The sequence below is a fragment of the Myxococcus eversor genome (assembly GCF_010894455.1).
Classification (GTDB): Bacteria; Myxococcota; Myxococcia; order Myxococcales; family Myxococcaceae; genus Myxococcus; species Myxococcus eversor.
This window is the reverse complement of the sequence record NZ_JAAIXY010000022.1, coordinates 64578-80817: the sequence shown is the minus strand read 5'-3', so window position 1 is coordinate 80817 and position 16240 is coordinate 64578. Positions and strand designations below refer to the sequence as shown.

12 protein-coding genes are annotated in these 16240 nt (G+C 69.5%); 6 read left to right on the top strand and 6 right to left on the bottom strand.

Going from position 1 to position 16240, the window contains the following annotated elements:
- The first annotated feature begins 24 nt into the window (after positions 1 to 24).
- Positions 25 to 1476, top strand: coding sequence for an SPFH domain-containing protein (locus tag G4D83_RS35340; protein WP_240356991.1), 1452 nt, complete (start codon positions 25 to 27; stop codon positions 1474 to 1476).
- Between the two features lie 84 nt (positions 1477 to 1560).
- Positions 1561 to 2388: a zinc metalloprotease gene (locus tag G4D83_RS35335; protein ID WP_163869296.1), complete on the top strand. Its 828-nt coding sequence runs from the start codon at positions 1561 to 1563 to the stop codon at positions 2386 to 2388.
- A 21-nt stretch (positions 2389 to 2409) separates the two neighbouring features.
- Here G4D83_RS35335 and G4D83_RS35330 read toward each other — a convergent pair whose 3' ends face one another.
- From G4D83_RS35330 to G4D83_RS35310, 5 genes are read right to left on the bottom strand one after another with little or no spacing between them, the layout of a single operon-like run.
- A complete protein-coding gene (locus G4D83_RS35330) occupies positions 2410 to 3171 on the bottom strand; it encodes a L,D-transpeptidase family protein (RefSeq protein WP_163869295.1) in 762 nt (253 codons plus the stop codon).
- 25 nt (positions 3172 to 3196) lie between these two features.
- Positions 3197 to 4222 carry a DUF2071 domain-containing protein gene (locus G4D83_RS35325; RefSeq protein WP_163869294.1) on the bottom strand — a complete coding sequence of 342 codons (1026 nt, stop codon included), beginning with the start codon at positions 4220 to 4222 and terminating at the stop codon, positions 3197 to 3199.
- Positions 4219 to 4833 (bottom strand): hypothetical protein, encoded by a 615-nt coding sequence (locus G4D83_RS35320; RefSeq protein ID WP_163869293.1) that lies wholly within the window; start codon positions 4831 to 4833, stop codon positions 4219 to 4221. Before G4D83_RS35320 ends, G4D83_RS35325 begins: the two co-directional genes overlap by 4 nt.
- Entirely contained in the window at positions 4830 to 7970 is a 3141-nt protein-coding gene (locus tag G4D83_RS35315; protein WP_163869292.1) for a tetratricopeptide repeat protein, read from the bottom strand. Before G4D83_RS35315 ends, G4D83_RS35320 begins: the two co-directional genes overlap by 4 nt.
- Positions 7971 to 7975: 5 nt before the next feature.
- Positions 7976 to 8851 (bottom strand): sigma-70 family RNA polymerase sigma factor, encoded by an 876-nt coding sequence (locus tag G4D83_RS35310; protein ID WP_163869291.1) that lies wholly within the window; start codon positions 8849 to 8851, stop codon positions 7976 to 7978.
- 326 nt (positions 8852 to 9177) lie between these two features.
- Between G4D83_RS35310 and G4D83_RS35305 the strand changes: the two genes are divergently transcribed.
- The 3 genes from G4D83_RS35305 to G4D83_RS35295 all read left to right on the top strand — a co-directional run bounded on the left by G4D83_RS35305 (position 9178) and on the right by G4D83_RS35295 (position 13105).
- A complete protein-coding gene (locus G4D83_RS35305; protein WP_163869290.1) occupies positions 9178 to 10758 on the top strand; it encodes a right-handed parallel beta-helix repeat-containing protein in 1581 nt (526 codons plus the stop codon).
- 120 nt (positions 10759 to 10878) lie between these two features.
- Entirely contained in the window at positions 10879 to 11538 is a 660-nt protein-coding gene (locus G4D83_RS35300; protein ID WP_163869289.1) for a hypothetical protein, read from the top strand.
- 91 nt (positions 11539 to 11629) lie between these two features.
- A complete protein-coding gene (locus G4D83_RS35295) occupies positions 11630 to 13105 on the top strand; it encodes an amino acid permease (RefSeq protein WP_163869288.1) in 1476 nt (491 codons plus the stop codon).
- Between the two features lie 12 nt (positions 13106 to 13117).
- On the opposite strand, the gene G4D83_RS35290 is transcribed toward G4D83_RS35295, so the two are convergent.
- Positions 13118 to 13588: a carbonic anhydrase gene (locus G4D83_RS35290; RefSeq protein ID WP_163869287.1), complete on the bottom strand. Its 471-nt coding sequence runs from the start codon at positions 13586 to 13588 to the stop codon at positions 13118 to 13120.
- Between the two features lie 205 nt (positions 13589 to 13793).
- Here G4D83_RS35290 and G4D83_RS35285 point away from each other — a divergent pair, with 205 nt between their 5' ends.
- Positions 13794 to 16163: an arylsulfatase gene (locus G4D83_RS35285; protein WP_163869286.1), complete on the top strand. Its 2370-nt coding sequence runs from the start codon at positions 13794 to 13796 to the stop codon at positions 16161 to 16163.
- The last annotated feature ends 77 nt before the right edge of the window (positions 16164 to 16240 follow it).

The window sequence follows — 16240 nt, the reverse complement described above, 5'->3', positions numbered from 1 at the left end:
AGCCTCCTTTCAGGGGGAGCGTCCATGTCGTCCCAGGATCCGGTGAAGAACACGTATCTCGACCAGGTGCAGGAGCAACAGCAGCGCCTGGAGGTGGACCTGCGGGCCCGCAAGCAGATGGTGGCGCCACCCACGGTGCAGGCGGCGCGCGCGGCCCGCGCGGGGCCGCTCCAGGGCAGAGGAGGCGGAGGCGGTGGTGGTGCGCCTCAGGGCAACGCCGTGGACGTGCGCATCACCGGCTTCTGGCGCTGGAAGACCGTCGTCGTTCCGCCCAATGCGTACGTGGTGCACACGCGTCGCGGACACGCGCAGCCGCTGACGCTCGGGTTGGGGGTGTCGTTCGGTTATGACCCGGCGAAGGACTCGTTCCTGGTGGTGCCGGGGGCGATGCAGACCATCCTCATCAACGCGCACTGCATCTGCCGCGAGCTGCAGGGCCTGCTGGTGCAGGGCTACGTGCAGTGGATCATCGAGGACTTCGGCACGGCCTACCGCAAGCTGGACTTCACTGACGTGGAGGATCCGATGCGCGTGGTGAACGTGCAGCTTCGCGAGCAGGCGGAGGCGGCCATCAAGGACAAGGTGGCCACCATGACCATCGACACGGTGCTGTCCGACAAGCAGCCCATCATCGAGGAACTCACCGCCCGGCTGCGGCACGTGGCGGAGGGCGGCGGAGGCACCGACAAGGGCCTGGGGTTGCGCATCGTCACGGTGCAGATCAAGGAGGCGGTGGTCAGCTCCGCGCGCCTGTGGGAGAGCCTCCAGACGCCGTTCCGCGCCGAGCAGGAGCGCATCGCCCGGCTGGCCTCGCTGGGGAAGGAGGAGTCGCTGGCCCAGCGCGAGCTGGAGGTGGAGCAGACCCGCGAGCGCATGCGGCTGGAGAGCGATGGCGAGCTGTCCGCGCTGAGGGCGAGCAAGGACGCGCAGGCGTATGACCGCGAGCAGTCCGAGCGACTGCGGCGACAGCAGCGCGAGGAGGAGGACGAGCGCAGGCTGGCCACGGAGCGGCAGCAGACGGTGCTCCAGTCCGCGGAGCTGGAGAAGGCCCGGCTGGCCGGTGAGGCGGAGCTGGCGCGGCTGCGGCAGGAGGTGGAGGCGGCGAAGCTCAAGCGCACCGCGTTGGCGAACACGGACGCTCGCGACGTGGAGCGCGCCGCGGCCAACCGTCAGGCCCGCGCCGAGCTGGAGCACCTGGAGTTGCGCCAGCAGATCCTCAACGGCCTGAGCGCGTCCAACGTGCAGGCGCGGCTCGTGGAGCTGCTGCCCGCAATCGCCGAGAAGCTGCCGCAGCCTCGCGAGCTGCGCTCGGTGTCCATCGGCGGCACCGGGGGCGTGCAGGACGGGCAGGGGCTGACCACGCTGGTGGCGCAGATGATGGCCCTGGTGAACGTCCTGAAGACGGAGCCGCCCGTGGCTCCAGTCGCCCGCGCCCCCGGCCTCACGCCGGACGTGGAGCACCCCACGCCTGATTGAAGTTCGGCCCCCGGCTCCCATCCTTTATCCTGATTTGCTATTATTTCAGGTTGGGCGGCTTTGGGAGCCACCAGAGGGGGAGTCATGCGAAATGTCTGTTTCGTGGGGTTGTGTTTCGGAGTGTCCGTCGTGCTCTCGGCGTGCGGCAGCGTCGAACTGGAGTCGGGAGGTGCTCCGTCGAGCACTCCTGATGCGTCCTTCGAGGAGTTCAAGGCGCGGGCGTACAAGGAGCCCGACTCGAACGTCCATGTCGTGCCGCCAGATTTGGCTTTCGAGGGCGACGCGGCGCTGCGCGCGTATCACGACCGCTACGTGCGACAGGACGGACTGGGGACTCGCGAGGATGCGCTGGCCGTGGGGTGCCCCAACGGGGTCCTCGTCATGTGGAATTCGACCGAGGTGCGCGACCTGCGGTACTGCGTCAGCACGGCGTTCGGTTCACGCCATGCCGCCGTCGTCGCGGCGATGAACGGCGCGGCGGCGGACTGGGAAGCCATCGCGGGCGTGAACTTCATCCATGAGAGCTCGTTCGACGGGGCCTGCAGTGCCTCCCAGACGGGCGTCGTCTTCGACATCCGTCCGATCAACTCGAGCGGCAGCTATCTGGCTCGCGCGTTCCTCCCGAATGCGTCCCGTGCCTCGCGCAACCTGCTCATCGACAACACCGCGTTCGGGACCATCGCTCCACTCACCCTCAGGGGCATCCTCCGGCACGAGCTGGGACATGTGCTGGGCTTCGTGCATGAGCCGGTTCTCATCGGGCTCTGCCCGAAGACCACGGGCGCGTGCCTGCTGACGGACACCGCGGATACCAACTCGGTGATGGCCAACTACGCGTGCGGCCGGCGGGCGGGAGACCTGGTGTTGAGCGCCCAGGACCAGACGGCGGCGGCGTTCCTGTACCCGCTGTGACGTGTCGCGCCCTTCGCGCGGTCATCGTCCCGCGCGAGGGGCCTTCGTCGCCGGTGTCACGACGTAGGCGCCTGTCTTCGCGACGACCGAGGTGCGAGGCACCTGGCGGCCCTCCTCGAACAAGGCGTACGCGGGCTGGAGGCTCTTCCAGAAGGTGAGCAACTCCGCGTCCGTGCCGGCCTCCTTCTCCATCGCCGCCATCCCCGCGGCGTCGAGCCTGCGCGGGAAGATGTGGATGGGCGCGTCCCGCTTCGTCCGGGCGCGCGTGTCCAGCGCCATGAGGTACAGCTCCTCGATGGGCCTGTCCTCGATGGCGATGCAGCCGATGCTCACGCAGTTGCCGTGGACGAAGATGTTGCCGCCCAGCCGGACGCCCGGCTTCTGGTGGTGCTTGTCCGCCGCGTTGGGATAGCTGACCCGCACGGAGAGGTGGAAGTTGCTCACCGGGTTGAAGAGGTCGAGCGTGTAGAAACCCTCGGGGACCTGGAGGTCGCCCTCGCGACGCTTGGGCCCCAGCTCTCCCGAGGCGGCACAGAAGGGGTACGTCTTCACCTTCACCAGCGGCCCGTCCTTGGGGCCCGCCCAGACCTCCAGCTCCTGCTCGTGCTTGAAGGCCCGGACATAGAGCTGGTCCGTGGGCCAGGGTGTCCCAGCGGTGGCGAAGAGCGCCGTGACGTCCTTCATCCGCGACGCGCGGGCGGTGGCGACGCGGTCCTCCGCGTGGGCGCTCAAGGACAGAAAGGCGCCAAGGAGGCAGGCGACGAGTGCGAGGGGGGTCTTCATCGCGCGTTGGACTCCGCGGGGCTGCTCATGGTTCCAGGGTATGTCGCTCCTTGCGAAGAGGGCGCCAGCGGTAGGCGCACTCCGTGAGGTGGAGCACCGAGTCCAGCCGGGAGCCCGGGGCGAGCGGCCCCTCCTCGAAGTATTCGCAGTACAGCTCCACCGGGGTGCAGAAGCGGGCGTTCCACGGCTCGCGGTCGATGGTGAGCACATAGACGAAGTCGCCCGAGACGCCGAACGCGTCGTAGCACTCCACCAGCGGCTCATGCAGGTCCTCCAGCCCCGTCCACACGCTGCCCGGCGGGGGACGCGTCTGGGGCCGGGTGTCGAACACGCCGACGAGGCGTCCTCCGGGAAACCCCGCGTCCGGGTCCGCCGCGAGGGTGAGCAACTCTCCCTCGCGAGCCATCACCATGTGCGCCTCGCCGAACTCGTGGAAGCGGAACTCGTCCAGCGTATTGCCCACGCGGCGCATCACCGGGTCGTTCGTCTCGCTGCGCACGAAGTAGCCGCCACGACGCCACTCACCGCGCGCGTTGCGGTAGCGCACCGACGCCCGATAGCTCACCTGGTAGAAGCACACACCCAGCAGCGGAGACACGCCCTGGGGGCGCATGTCGCGCAGGGACGACATCAACACCTGCACCCACGCGGTGCCCCGATGAATCTCCGGAACCAGCGGCGCTGGCAGCAGTCGCGCCAGGCGCTCCGCGTCCACCGCGTAGTTGAGCGACACGGCCTCCACCCAGTGCGTCTGTACCTGGGTGAGCCAGGGCACGGACGGGCACTCCTCCATGCCAGGAGGAGAGGGGCTCGGGTCCTGGCTGCTCGCGAGCAGCAGGTGGGCCTCTCGCAGGGCCTCGTGCCCCAGCGGTGTGGGCACCCAGCGGCGGCGCTCCTCACGAGCCAGGCCCGCCACGGCAATCGCACGCAGCGCCGACGCGGGGTCCGTCACACCGGCCACCGTGAGGCGCGAGTGAAGCTCCGACTCGTCCAGCCCCCAGGGCTCGGTCGCGAGGGCCACCAGCGCGGCGAGCGACTCCGGCTTCATCATACCAGCCGAGCCTCGGGCGTCCGGGCCGCGAGCCTTCTCAAGCGGGCGCGGTGGAGCGCGAGCCCGCCGCCGAACTGCACCGCGAACCAGAGGGCCGCCAGCAGGCTGAAGCCGTGCTCCGGCAAGCGCGTCATCACCAGCGAGACGACCGCGAAGAAGGCGGCCACCGTGAACCACACGCGCCCCATCAGCGCGCCCATCATCGAGAAGGCGGTGGCGAACAACACACAGGCCACCGCCGGCATGAACAGCCGGTCCAGGCCCAGCAGCCAGTTGATGAGAGCCACCAGCCCCATGCCGCCCATGAACGTGGTCCAGATGGCCCAGATCTGCCGCTCGACGAAGGAGCGTGCGCCCGCCGTCTGGCCGCGCTTGAGGATGAAGATGGTGGAGATGTTGAACGCGAGCACGACGCACCAGAGGACGGCGTAGGCGCCGGGCGTCCGGTCCCCACGATTCCAGAGCCACTGCGTGGTGGTGAACCCCGCGGCGTTGGTGAAGGCGTGGAGCATCCAGATGACGCCCCAGTTCTGGAGCGCCGAGTCGTCACGCGCCTGTGTCACGACCCGGCGGATGAGCTCCAGGGCCTGGTTCGCTTCTTCACGGTTCATCGTGCCGCGGAGTCTACGCGACCCTCTGAAAGGAAGGCGTCCAGTTCCTCCAAGGGGAGGCTCCTGGGCGGCGGGCTCTGGGCCACGGCGTCCCTCGCGGAGAGCGCCAGGGTTCGCGCCCGCTCGGGCTCGACGCTCGAAAGCCTGAGCGAGCGGGCGAGCGCGAAGCGTGTCGAGGCGAGGGTGAAGGCACTGGCGCCTTCCTTCTCCCAGCCCTCCAGGGCCTGCTCCAGAAGCGTGCGGGCACCCGTGAGGTCTCCGCGCGCCAGCAGCACCTGGCCCAGCAGGGAGCGGGCCTCCGCGACTTCTTCCGCGTCCGGTGTCGTCGCTTGTTCGCGCAGCTTCAGTCCCTCGCGGGCCGTGCGCTCGGCCTCCGGGAGTCGGGCCTCGCCGAGCAGCGCCTGGGCCCATCTGCACAGGGGAGTGGACAGCTCGTCCTGGGCGCCCAGCTCGCGCAGCAGCGCCACCGCCTTGCGTGCCTCGTTGGCGGCGGGCTCGAAGCGGCGGACCCGCAGGAGGATCTCCGCGACGAGCGTGGACAGCTCCGCGTGGCGTCGGCTGCGACGTCCATCGGACCGCGCCGCATCCAGCTCCCCGCGCACGGCCTCCACGCGCGCGAGCGCCTCGTCCACGCGACCGAGGTCCGCGAGCGTCACGGCGAGGTGTCCCGAGATGAAGGCCCGGTCCGGGTGCCCGGGTGGGCGGCTGCCCTGGGCCAGTGCCCACGCGCGCTCAAGAGCCACGCGCGCCTGCTCGAAGTGGCCGCGCGCGCGATGCACCGCTCCGATGTTCGCATTCAGGTTCATGAGATAGCTGGCCGGCTGGCCCGCGCCATGGATGCGCTCGAAGAGCTGGATGCTCTCCTCGAAGGTCGCGAGCGCCTCGTCGAAGCGGCCCATCTTGACGAACGTGGAGGCGATGTTGTTGAGCGTCATGGCCACGAAGGAGTGCTCGTGTCCCACGTGCATCACCAGCAAGTTCCGGGTGCGCCGCTGGGTGGCCAGGGCTTCCTCGAAGCGGCCCAGTCCGCGCTGTGCGGTTCCGAGTGCGAGGAGCGCATCGACCAGGACGTAGGCGTCCTTGCCGTGGGCTCGCTCACGCAGGACGAGGCTCTTCTCGAGAAGCGGAACCGCCTCCGCGTGGCGTCCCTGGCGGGTGAGCACCATGCCTTGGGTGAAGGCGAGGTTGGATTCAAGCTGAGCGTCGCCACCGATGCGCTCCAGGAGCGATTGCGCCAGCTCGCGCCAGAGGTCGGCCTGCTCCGGGCGCTCCGCCAGCTCGCCCTCGACGTAGACCAGGTTCACCATCGCCTCGATGGCATGCTCGTCATCCCGTCCCGCCTGGGAGGCCAGCGCGGCGCGCCGGAGCAGTTGCCGGGCCTCCTTCTCGTCGCGCTCATGGAGCCGGATGCGGCCCTGGGCGAGCAGCGCCTCCCCGAGCAGCGGTCTGTAGTTCGTCGCCAGGGCCTGGCTCTCCACGGTGGTCGCCAGCTCCAGGGCCTCCTTCCAGCGTCCGGCATGGTCTCTCGCCCTCACGTCCGCGAGCAGCTCCTGGGCGGCGCGCACCTGCTCTCGCTCCTGGCCTCGCGTGGGAGGTGGCACGGGCCGGGCGAGCGCCTCCACGTCCGCGCAGCGGGAGGTGGGCACCAGTCCACGCACCATCTGCGGCGCGTTCGACACCTCGCTGGCGCTGGCGGTGTTCAGCACGTCCACCATCGCGTGCAGCTCGCGCTTGCGGCGCTCCAGGCAGTGCATGCGCAGGTCCATCGCCGCCTCGGATTGCTCATGGCGGACGAGCGTCGCCTCGCAGGCCTCGCGGTGGGCCTCCATCCACTGGCCGGCGTAGCCATCCAACGAGCGGACCAGCGTCGCGTGCAGGGCCTCCGCGCCGGGGGAGCTCGTGGCGAGGAAGGCGTCGCGGAGCGCCAGCTTGCGAGCCGCGTCCCACACCCCCACGAGTCGCGAGGGGCTGTCCGCGCAAGGTTGGGGACCTCGCACCACGAAGAGGAGGGTGAGAGCCGCCGCCACGCCCAGGCCCGCACCCAACGCTCCGAGCCAGCGCGAGGTCCTGGGAAACGCCGCGCGTTCCAGCGCGGTGAGCAGCGCGTCCATGGAGGGGAAGCGGTCCTCCGGCGACCGTGCGAGGCCTCGCTGCACGGCGGTCTGCACCGCGCGGGGGACGGACGCGCGGTTGAGGGGCTCCCGCTCGCCGGGCTTCGCCCCGTGCATCCCCTCGAAGAGCGCGACACAGAAGCTGAACTGGTCCGAGCGCGCATCCACGCGGCCTCCCGCCAGTCCCTCGGGAGCGATGTAGCCCGGCGTGCCCGCGGCGGCCGTGCTCACGATGCCGGGAGCGTCCGGTCCGACGGCGAGCGTCTCGGATGCTCCGGGGGATGACGCGGTGGACTCCGCGCGGGCGGCGAGGCGGGCCAGGCCGAAGTCGGTGACCTTCACGCGGCCTTCGCGGTCCACCAGGACGTTGTCCGGCTTGAAGTCGCGGTGGATGACGCCCGCGGCGTGAGCGGCGGCGAGACCTCGGCCCGCCTGGAGGTACAGGCGCAACACGCCTCTCCACTCCGGCTTCGTGGTGGCGAGGTGCTGGCGCAGCGTGCCGCCTTCCACCAGCTCCATCGCGATGAACACCCGGTCATCGACCCTGCCCACGTCATGCACGGCGACGACGGCGGGGTGCTGGGTGCGCGCGGCGGCGCGGGCCTCGCTCAGGATGCGGTCGGTGGAGTCCACCGCGCCTGGTGCGGCGTGCACCAGCTTGAGTCCGATGCGGCGGTCGATGCTGGGGTCATAGGCCGCGTACACCACGCCCATTCCACCGGCCCCGATTCGCTCCAGCACCACGTAGCGTCCCAGCAGCGTGCCCCGCTCCAGCGCGGCCATGGGGATCCCCTTCGCGGCGACCGTGTCCTCCACCAGGGTGGAGGGCGTGGGCGAAGGCTCCTGGCGTGGCGAAGGGGTGGACGGCGCGCGAGCCACGAGGAAGTCCGCGAGCTGGGCCTGGCAGGTGGCACAGCCATCCAGGTGGGCCTCCGCGCGTGCGCGCAGTTCCCGCGAGGCCACGCCATCCGCGAGGTCGAGGAGCTGGGGTTCGTCGAGGCACCGCGAGTCGTTGGACGGAGCCATGGCACTCATCCTTCGTCGAGCAGGGAAGACAGGCTCACCGCGAGGCTCGCGTCCATCACCCGCAACAGGCTGTCGAGCTGGGAGACATTCAGCGTCAGTCGCCGCGAGAGTCCGGCGCGAGTGCCTTCCAGCAGGGACTGGCGGGCGCGCGTGAGCCAGCGAGACACCGTGGAGGCGTGGACCTGGTGGAGCGTGCCCAGGGACTCCACACCCAGCCCCTGTCCCAGACTCAGTCTCAGGAGATTCCGGTCCCTGGGCGAGAGCTGCGACAGCGCTTCAGCGAACGCGGCGCGGAAGGCGGGGCGATAGCGTTGCTGGATGAGCGCGAGCTCCGGGTCCGCGCCGTGGAGTTCCGACACGAGCGGCGCGTCGTCCAGGGACACGGCGCGAGGCGGGCCGCGCTTGAGGGACAGGGCGACGCCCACCGCGATGGCCTCCGTCCAGCGGCGAAGCGTGCCGCGTCCGGCGTACTCGGCGAGGCGCGGGCCCTGACGGGCGCTGCCCACCAGCAGCTTCAGGCGGGTGAGCTGGAGCACCTCGTCCACGAACGTGTCCGAGCGGTCCACCCGGCGCACGGCGCGGGACATGGGCAGGAGCACCACGCGCTGGAGGGCCTCGAGCGCGGCGCGGTCTCCGTCGAGACAGGCGCGGGCGAGGTAGAGGTCCTCCGCCTTCAGCGCATGCAGGCCCTCCGTGAGGGGCAGCTCTGGAGGAACGCGCTCGCCCAGGTGGCGTGCGAATGTGTCGCCAGACAACACGACGCCCGGCCACGCTTCGTGGCTGCGGTCCAGTGCTTCCCCCAATCGCCCTGCCAGGACTTGTGACTCGTCCGGGCCACACGGACGCGACGCGCCCGCGAGAAACGACAGCACGAGCTCCATTGTGTGCGGGACTCTATCGGATTCGAGGCTCGGCGCCGGAGGCGTCGATGTGCGCCTCGTGTCAGCGCGTCGTCGGAAACCAGACCTGATGAGTCATCCGGGGTGGGAAGCGTTGTCGAGCGCGGGTGCGGGGAGACAGGCGTGGAGCTTCCGCTGGATGGCGTGGAGCGCGAGACGGGAAGCCTGACCGTGGGGGTGGGGGAGTGCTCGGCGCGGGATGGAGATGCACCTTCGTGCAGGGCATCGGTCCGACGTCGAGGCGGTGGAGCATGGGACCCTCATGCAATGGTGGCTGACACCTCTTCGTGTTACCTCCCAACCCGCCCATGAAGACACCTTCGTCCCCCTTCTTGATTGTCAGCGTCGTGTTCGTGTCCCTGTCGTTGAGTGTCTTTGCTTGTTCCGGTGAGCCCTCGTCGACGGACCAGGACGAGGACGGCGTCGTGCCGACCAAGGACGGCGGTGGGCCCGAGCGTGACGACGGTGGAGACGGGCCTGGACGCGAAGACGCTGGCGGCCCCGGTCGAGATGACGGAGGCGAGCCCGGTCGTGAGGATGCGGGCGGGCCCGGACGCGAAGACGCGGGTGCACCGGGGCGTGAAGACGCGGGCGGGCCCGGACGCGACGATGGTGGAACGCAGGAGGCCGATGGTGGAACCACGGAGCCGCGAGATGCGGGCGGCTCGGGGTCCTCGGATGGTGGCGACTCCGGCACGGACGGTGGCCGCGGTCCGGACCCCATCGACGCCGGCCCCGCCGATGCGGGGACACCCGATGCCGGGCGGGACGCGGGTTCCATCGAGGTGCCGACGGATGGCGGCACGCTCATCACCGGTACGTTGTCGGGGACTCTGACGGCGGCGGGCTCGCCCTACCGGGTCATTGGCAATGCGCAGGGCGTCGTCACGATTCCGAAGGGACAGGTCCTCAAGGTGCAGCCTGGCGTCCTCCTCGACTTCAAGGGGCGTCCGGAGGTGACGGAGGCCGATGTCGCGGCCGGGGCGCCGGGCAGCGTGATGAACCACCAGAAGGGCCGCGTGGAGCTGCGCGTCTACGGCGGCATCCAGGTGAGCGGCACGGCGGAGAAGCCCGTGGTGCTCACCTCGACGAATCCGTATGGCTGGTGGGGGATGAACTTCTACGGAGACAACTCGGTGGGAGATGGCCACCCCGTCTTCGACCACATGATTTTCGAGAAGGTGCGCAAGAACGAATACAACGGCGACCGTGACTGGACGCGCGGCGCGCTGTGGGCCTACTACCCGGGGCCGGTGACGATTCGGAACTCGCTGTTCCGGGACAACCTGTCCGCGGCGAAGTGCGGCGCGCTGGACCTGATGTTCACCGTGGGCTCGCGCGTGGAGAGCACGGTGTTCGAGGGCAACCGCACCTCCGACATCGACCGCTTCGCGCAGGCCGGCACCTCCTCCATGGCGGGCGGCGGAGCGATGTGCGTGACGCACGGCCGGGACTCCGTGGTGCGCGGCAACACCTTCCGGAACAACGGGCTGGAGGCGTTCCGGGGCAGCCTGTGGAGCAGCCTGGTGGTGAGGCCCCTGCTCGCCTGGCCCAACTCGCAGAACATCTACGACCTGGGCGGCGGCGCGGCCCTGCACTACTTCCAGCCGAACAACGACCTCATCGAAGACAACCTCTTCGAGGACAACTTCGTGACGAAGGGCCCGGCGGCGGCCATCTACCTGGAGGACGTGGGGACTCGCGCCGTCACCGTTCGACACAACCGCTTCGTGGGCAACCAGGCGGGGGCGGGAGGCGTCGTCGTCTGCAACCGGGGCAACGGCGGGGTGGAGCTGGTGGTCGCGAGCGACAACGTCTTCGAGGGGAACGTGGTGAACGGCGCCCCCGCCCCGAACGTGACGGGCGACTGCACGGTCGCCGCCCAGTAGTCGGCGCGAGTCCTACCTTGTCGCCATCCGGGGGGCCGGGGCCTCGAATAAAGTGGCTCCGGGCGCGTCAGGAGGACTTGTACACACCAGCGAGCTTCGCGCTCACGAGGACCCCCCACCATGAACGCTTTTTCATCCGCCGTGCTCGCGGGACTTCTCTTCGCGGGAAGCGCCCAGGCCCAGTCCCGCGCCAACCAGTGGGAGCGCGCGCAGAACCGCTACGAGGCGAATGAGGACCGCCGCGAGCTTCGGGACGACCGGATGGACGTGGCGGAGCTGAAGTCCGTCCTGGCACGCTTCGACAAGTCCTGGGCGCGTCGTGACGTCCGCGAGATGGATGCCGTGGAAGCGCGGCTGCGCCAGCTTCTCCACGCGGAGCTGATGGAGAGCCGCAATGAGTTGTCGTCCTCGCAGCGGGAGGCCCAGCGCAGCCAGCGCGAGGTGCGCGCGGAGCAGTGGGAGGTCCGTGACGATGCGGCCTGGGGTCGCCGGGCCGCGTACGTCAGCGACAAGAGGGATCTCCGCGATGATCGGCGGGATGCCCGGGACGACCGTCGCGATGTGAAGGCGGAGGTCGCCACGCTGCGCTCGCGGCAGGTCATCGCCCGGGAGCTCGCGGAGCTGGAGGGCCGCAGGGCTGGAGGCGCGCTGCACCGCAAGCGGGACCTCATCCAGGAGCTCATCCGGCTGGCGGAACGCGAGGTCCGCGAGGGCAAGCAGGAGCAGCGCGAGGACCACCGCGAGCGGCGCGAGGACCGCCGCGAGCACCGCCGAGGCTGAGTCCGGCGATTCGCTCGCCGGGTGACACTTGCCGCCAATCCGTGTCGTCCAGGCTTTCGCGAGGGACGCGGGCCGGCGTTGACTGCCGGCCGTGGGAATCTGGTCGAAGAAGAGCCTCGCGAGGCTCCAGAATGAGGATGGCGAGGGGCACGAGCTGCATCGCACCCTCAATGGGCTCCAGCTCACGCTGCTGGGAATCGGAGCCATCATCGGCGCGGGCATCTTCGTCGTGACGGGGACGGCGGCGGCGCAGCATGCGGGGCCCGCCATCGTCCTGTCGTTCATCCTGGCCGGGCTGGGCTGCCTCTTCGCGGGGCTGTGCTACGCGGAGTTCGCCTCGATGATTCCCGTGGCCGGCAGCGCGTACACGTATGGCTACGCCACCCTGGGCGAACTGGTGGCGTGGATCATCGGCTGGGATTTGATGCTGGAGTACCTCTTCGCGTCCTCGGCCGTGGCGGTGGGGTGGTCCGGTTACCTGACCGCCTTCCTTCGCGACTACGCGGGCTGGGAGCTGCCCGCGGCCCTGGCGAATGCCCCGCTCGGCACCACGCCAGACTCGCTCGTGCCGCACGCCACCGGAGCGCTCGTCAACCTCCCGGCGGTGTTGCTGGTGGGCGTGCTCACGGCGCTGCTCGTCGTCGGCATCCATGAGTCCGCGCGCGTCAACAACATCATCGTCTTCGTGAAGGTCGCCATCGTCCTGCTGGTCATCGGCTTCGGCGCCTTCCATGTCGAGCGCGAGCACTGGACGCCCTTCATCCCTCCCAACACGGGGCGCTTCGGGGAGTTCGGCTGGAGCGGGGTGCTGGCGGGGGCGGGGGTCATCTTCTTCGCGTACATCGGCTTCGACGCCGTCTCCACGGCGGCGCAGGAGACGCGCAACCCGTCGAAGGATTTGCCCACGGGCATCCTCGGCTCGCTCATCGTGTGCACGGTGCTCTACGTGCTGATGGCGGCGGTGATGACGGGGCTGGCCCCGTACCGCACGCTGGACGTGCCCGAGCCCGTGTACGTGGCCATCTCCGAGGGAGGTCCCGCCTTGCAGTGGCTTCGTCCCATCGTCGGCGTGGGGGCCATCGCGGGCCTCGCCTCGGTGGTGCTCGTCATGTTGATGGGGCAGCCCCGCATCTTCTTCGCGATGTCGCGCGACGGGCTGTTGCCGCCGTTCTTCGGTCGCATCCACCCGCGCTACCGGACGCCCTATGTGTCCACGCTCATCACCGGAGGCGTGGCCATGGTGGTGGCGGGGCTGTTCCCCATCGGATTGCTCGGGCACCTCGTCTCCATCGGGACGCTGTTCGCGTTCGTGGTCGTCTGCGCCGGCATCCTGGTGTTGCGCTACACGCGGCCGGACCTGCCCAGGCCCTTCCGGACGCCCTTCGTGCCCGTGGTCCCCATCCTGGGCATTCTCGTCTGCACGGCCCTGATGCTGGGCCTGGGCACGGAGACCTGGATACGGCTCATCCTCTGGCTCGCGCTGGGGCTGGTCATCTACTTCGGCTATGGCCGCAAGCACTCCCGCGTCGGGCGCGAGGAGTCGGCCACGCGGACGGACCCGCGCTGAAGTTCTGTGCTCTCAGTCGTGGAGGGCCACGGGCTTGAAGTGGATGCGCTCGGCCTCGGGGTGGACGTAGAAGGGGCGCACGCGGATGCCGGTGTGCTCCTTCTGGAGTTCCTCGGCGGCGTGGCGCAGGTCTTTGACCTGTTGCTCCGCGATGAACTCCGGCCCCATGGTTCCGTGGCGGGAGTGGTAGTAGCCGCAGTTGGCGTGCGCGAGCAGGAGCACTTCCTCGATGTGGTGGCCGATGATGAGGAAACGGGCCGCGCGGGTGATGGTGTCGCTCTCCAGATAGTCGGCCGTCCAGCGGTTGAGCAGCGCGGGGCCGCCCGGAATGGTCAGGGTGTCGATGCGCTCGTGGCCCAGGTGGGTGGCCAGGTCCTCCACGGCGTCGGTGAAGCGGCCATCCGAGCAGTAGATGGCGAGCACCGTCGGGTGGTGGTGCTCGTAGCGGTGGCGGGAGACGAACGGCTTCTCGTCGTCGATCATGGGCGCACCCTACCGGGTTTCCCCTCGGGGGGTTCGAGCGGATGCGTGCTCGACCGTCCCTCCCTGTCGTCCAGGGGCTGGCGCGTACCCGGTGGGTTCGGTGGCGCCAGGGGGCGGCTTGATGGCGGGTCCAGGGAGGCCCATCTGTGTCCGTGGTGCCGTGCCCGCTGTCTTCTCCGCGCCCGGCTCAGCAAGGACTCGTGCCATGGCCAGAAAGCCTCGGTTCCCTCGGAGGGTGGATCGTCACGTCTACCCGGCCCCTGAGTACCGCTTCTCGAAGGCGAAGATAGGGCTGACCTACCGGGACTCGAAGCCGGACTTCCCGCGCCAGCCGTCCGCGCCAGAGCGAGCGCCCAACGTGCTGCTCGTGCTGCTGGACGACGTGGGCTATGGCTGGTCCAGCGCGTTCGGCGGACAGGTGGCGATGCCGACGGCCGAGCGGCTCGCGCGGAGCGGGCTGAAGTACTGCCAGTTCCACACCACCGCGCTCTGCTCGCCCACGCGGGCCGCGCTGCTGACCGGCCGCAACCACCACAGCGCCGCGTCCGGAGTCATTGGGGAGATTGGCACCGGCTACCCCGGCTACACGGGCATCATCCCCAAGAGCTGCGGCACCATCGCCGAGGTCCTCCAGCAGAACGGCTACGGCACGGCGTGGTGGGGGAAGAACCACAACGTCCCCGACAACCAGACGAGCGCGGCGGGGCCGTTCGACAACTGGCCCACGCAGCGGGGCTTCGACTACTTCTATGGCTTCATCGGCGGAGAGACGGACCAGTTCCGTCCCGCGCTCCATCGTGGCACCGAGCCGGTGGAGGCCAGCCGGACGCCCGAGGAGGGCTATCAGCTCACGAGAGACCTCGCGGATGACTGCATCGGGTGGATGCGCCAGCAGAAGTCGATTGCCCCCCAGCGTCCGCTGTTCCTCTACTTCGCGCCCGGCGCGGGCCATGCGCCGCACCAGCCACCGCTCGACTGGCGTGGCCGGCATCAAGGCCAGTTCGACCAGGGCTGGGACGCCTACCGCGAGGAGGTGTTCAAGCGGCAGGTCGAGCTGGGGGTGGTTCCTCCCGACGCGAAGCTCACCGAGCGCCCCTCGGAGATTCCAGCCTGGGATTCCTTCGATGACGAGCAGAAGCAGCTCTTCAGCCGCATGGCGGAGAACTACGCGGACTTCCTGTCCCACGCCGACCACGAAGTGGGCCGGGTCGTCCAGGCCCTCGATGACCTGGGCGAACTGGAGAACACGCTCGTGCTCTACATCATCGGGGACAACGGCTCGAGCGCGGAGGGCACGCTCACCGGCACCCTCAACGAGATGCTGACGCTGGGGGGCTATCCGCCGGACCTCCAGCAGCTCCTGGACCGCAAGGAGGAGATAGGTCTTCCCGGCACGTCGCCGCACTACCCGGTGGGCTGGGCCTGGGCGGGTGACACGCCGTTCCAGTGGACGAAGCAGGTGGCCTCGCACTTCGGTGGCACGCGCAACCCGATGATTGTCTCGTGGCCTCGCGAAATCACGGAGGGCGGGGGCTCGCGCTTCCAGTTCCACCACGTCATCGACATCGCGCCCACGCTGCTGGAAGTCATTGGCATCACCGAGCCGACGATGTTGAAGGGCACGCCGCAGAAGCCCATCGAGGGCGTCAGCCTCGCGTATACCTTCGATGAGAAGGGCGAGGACGCTCCAAGCACCCGCACGACGCAGTACTTCGAGATGTTCGGCAACCGGGCGCTGTACCGCGATGGCTGGATGGCGTCGTGCAGGCATGGACGGTTGCCGTGGCAGACGGTGGGGACGGCGGACTTCGCCCAGGACCGGTGGGAGCTCTACGACCTCCGGGGAGACTACAGCCAGGCGGTGGACGTCGCGGCCCGGCATCCGGAGAAGCTGCGCGAGCTCCAGGACCTGTTCATGGTGGAAGCGGCGAAGTACGGCGTGCTGCCCCTGGATGACCGGTTCATCGAGCGCGCGGACGTCTCGCTCCGCCCGAGCTGGTTCTATGGGCGCAAGCGCGTCACCTTCTACTCCGGCATGACCTATCTGCCGGAGGGCAGCGCGCCCAAGACGAACAACATCAGCTACACCCTCACCGTCGGAGCGGAGCTGCCCTCGGAGGGCACCGAGGGCGTGCTGGTCTGCGTGGGCGGCGACATGGGTGGCTGGTCGCTGTACGTGAAGGACCGGCGGCTCGTGTACCACTACAACTTCTTCGACATGGAGCGGCACGAGACCGTGTCGGACATCGAGGTCCCCACGGGGCGGGTGGAGCTCAAGCTCGCGTTCACCAACGAGTCCGACACGCTCGGTGGCCCCGCGTCGGCGCGCATCTTCATCAATGGCCAGGACGTGGGGCAGGTGGCCATTCCGCGTCAGTGCCGCGGGCGCTTCAGCACCGAGTGCATGGACGTGGGGATGGACTCCCGTTCGCCCGTGAGCCGCGGGTACCTGGATCGGGGGACGTTCCCCTTCACGGGGCGCATCGAGTACGCCACCTTCGACTTCGACCTGGAGGTCGCCAACCGCGAGCTGACGCCCGAGGAGCGGCTGGAGCAGCACGTCCGTCTGGACTGACTTCCACCCACCGGGAGGGCGGCCAGTCGTTCGTCCTCCTGGTGGGGTGGCCAGAATCGGGCCAAGGCGTTAGACAC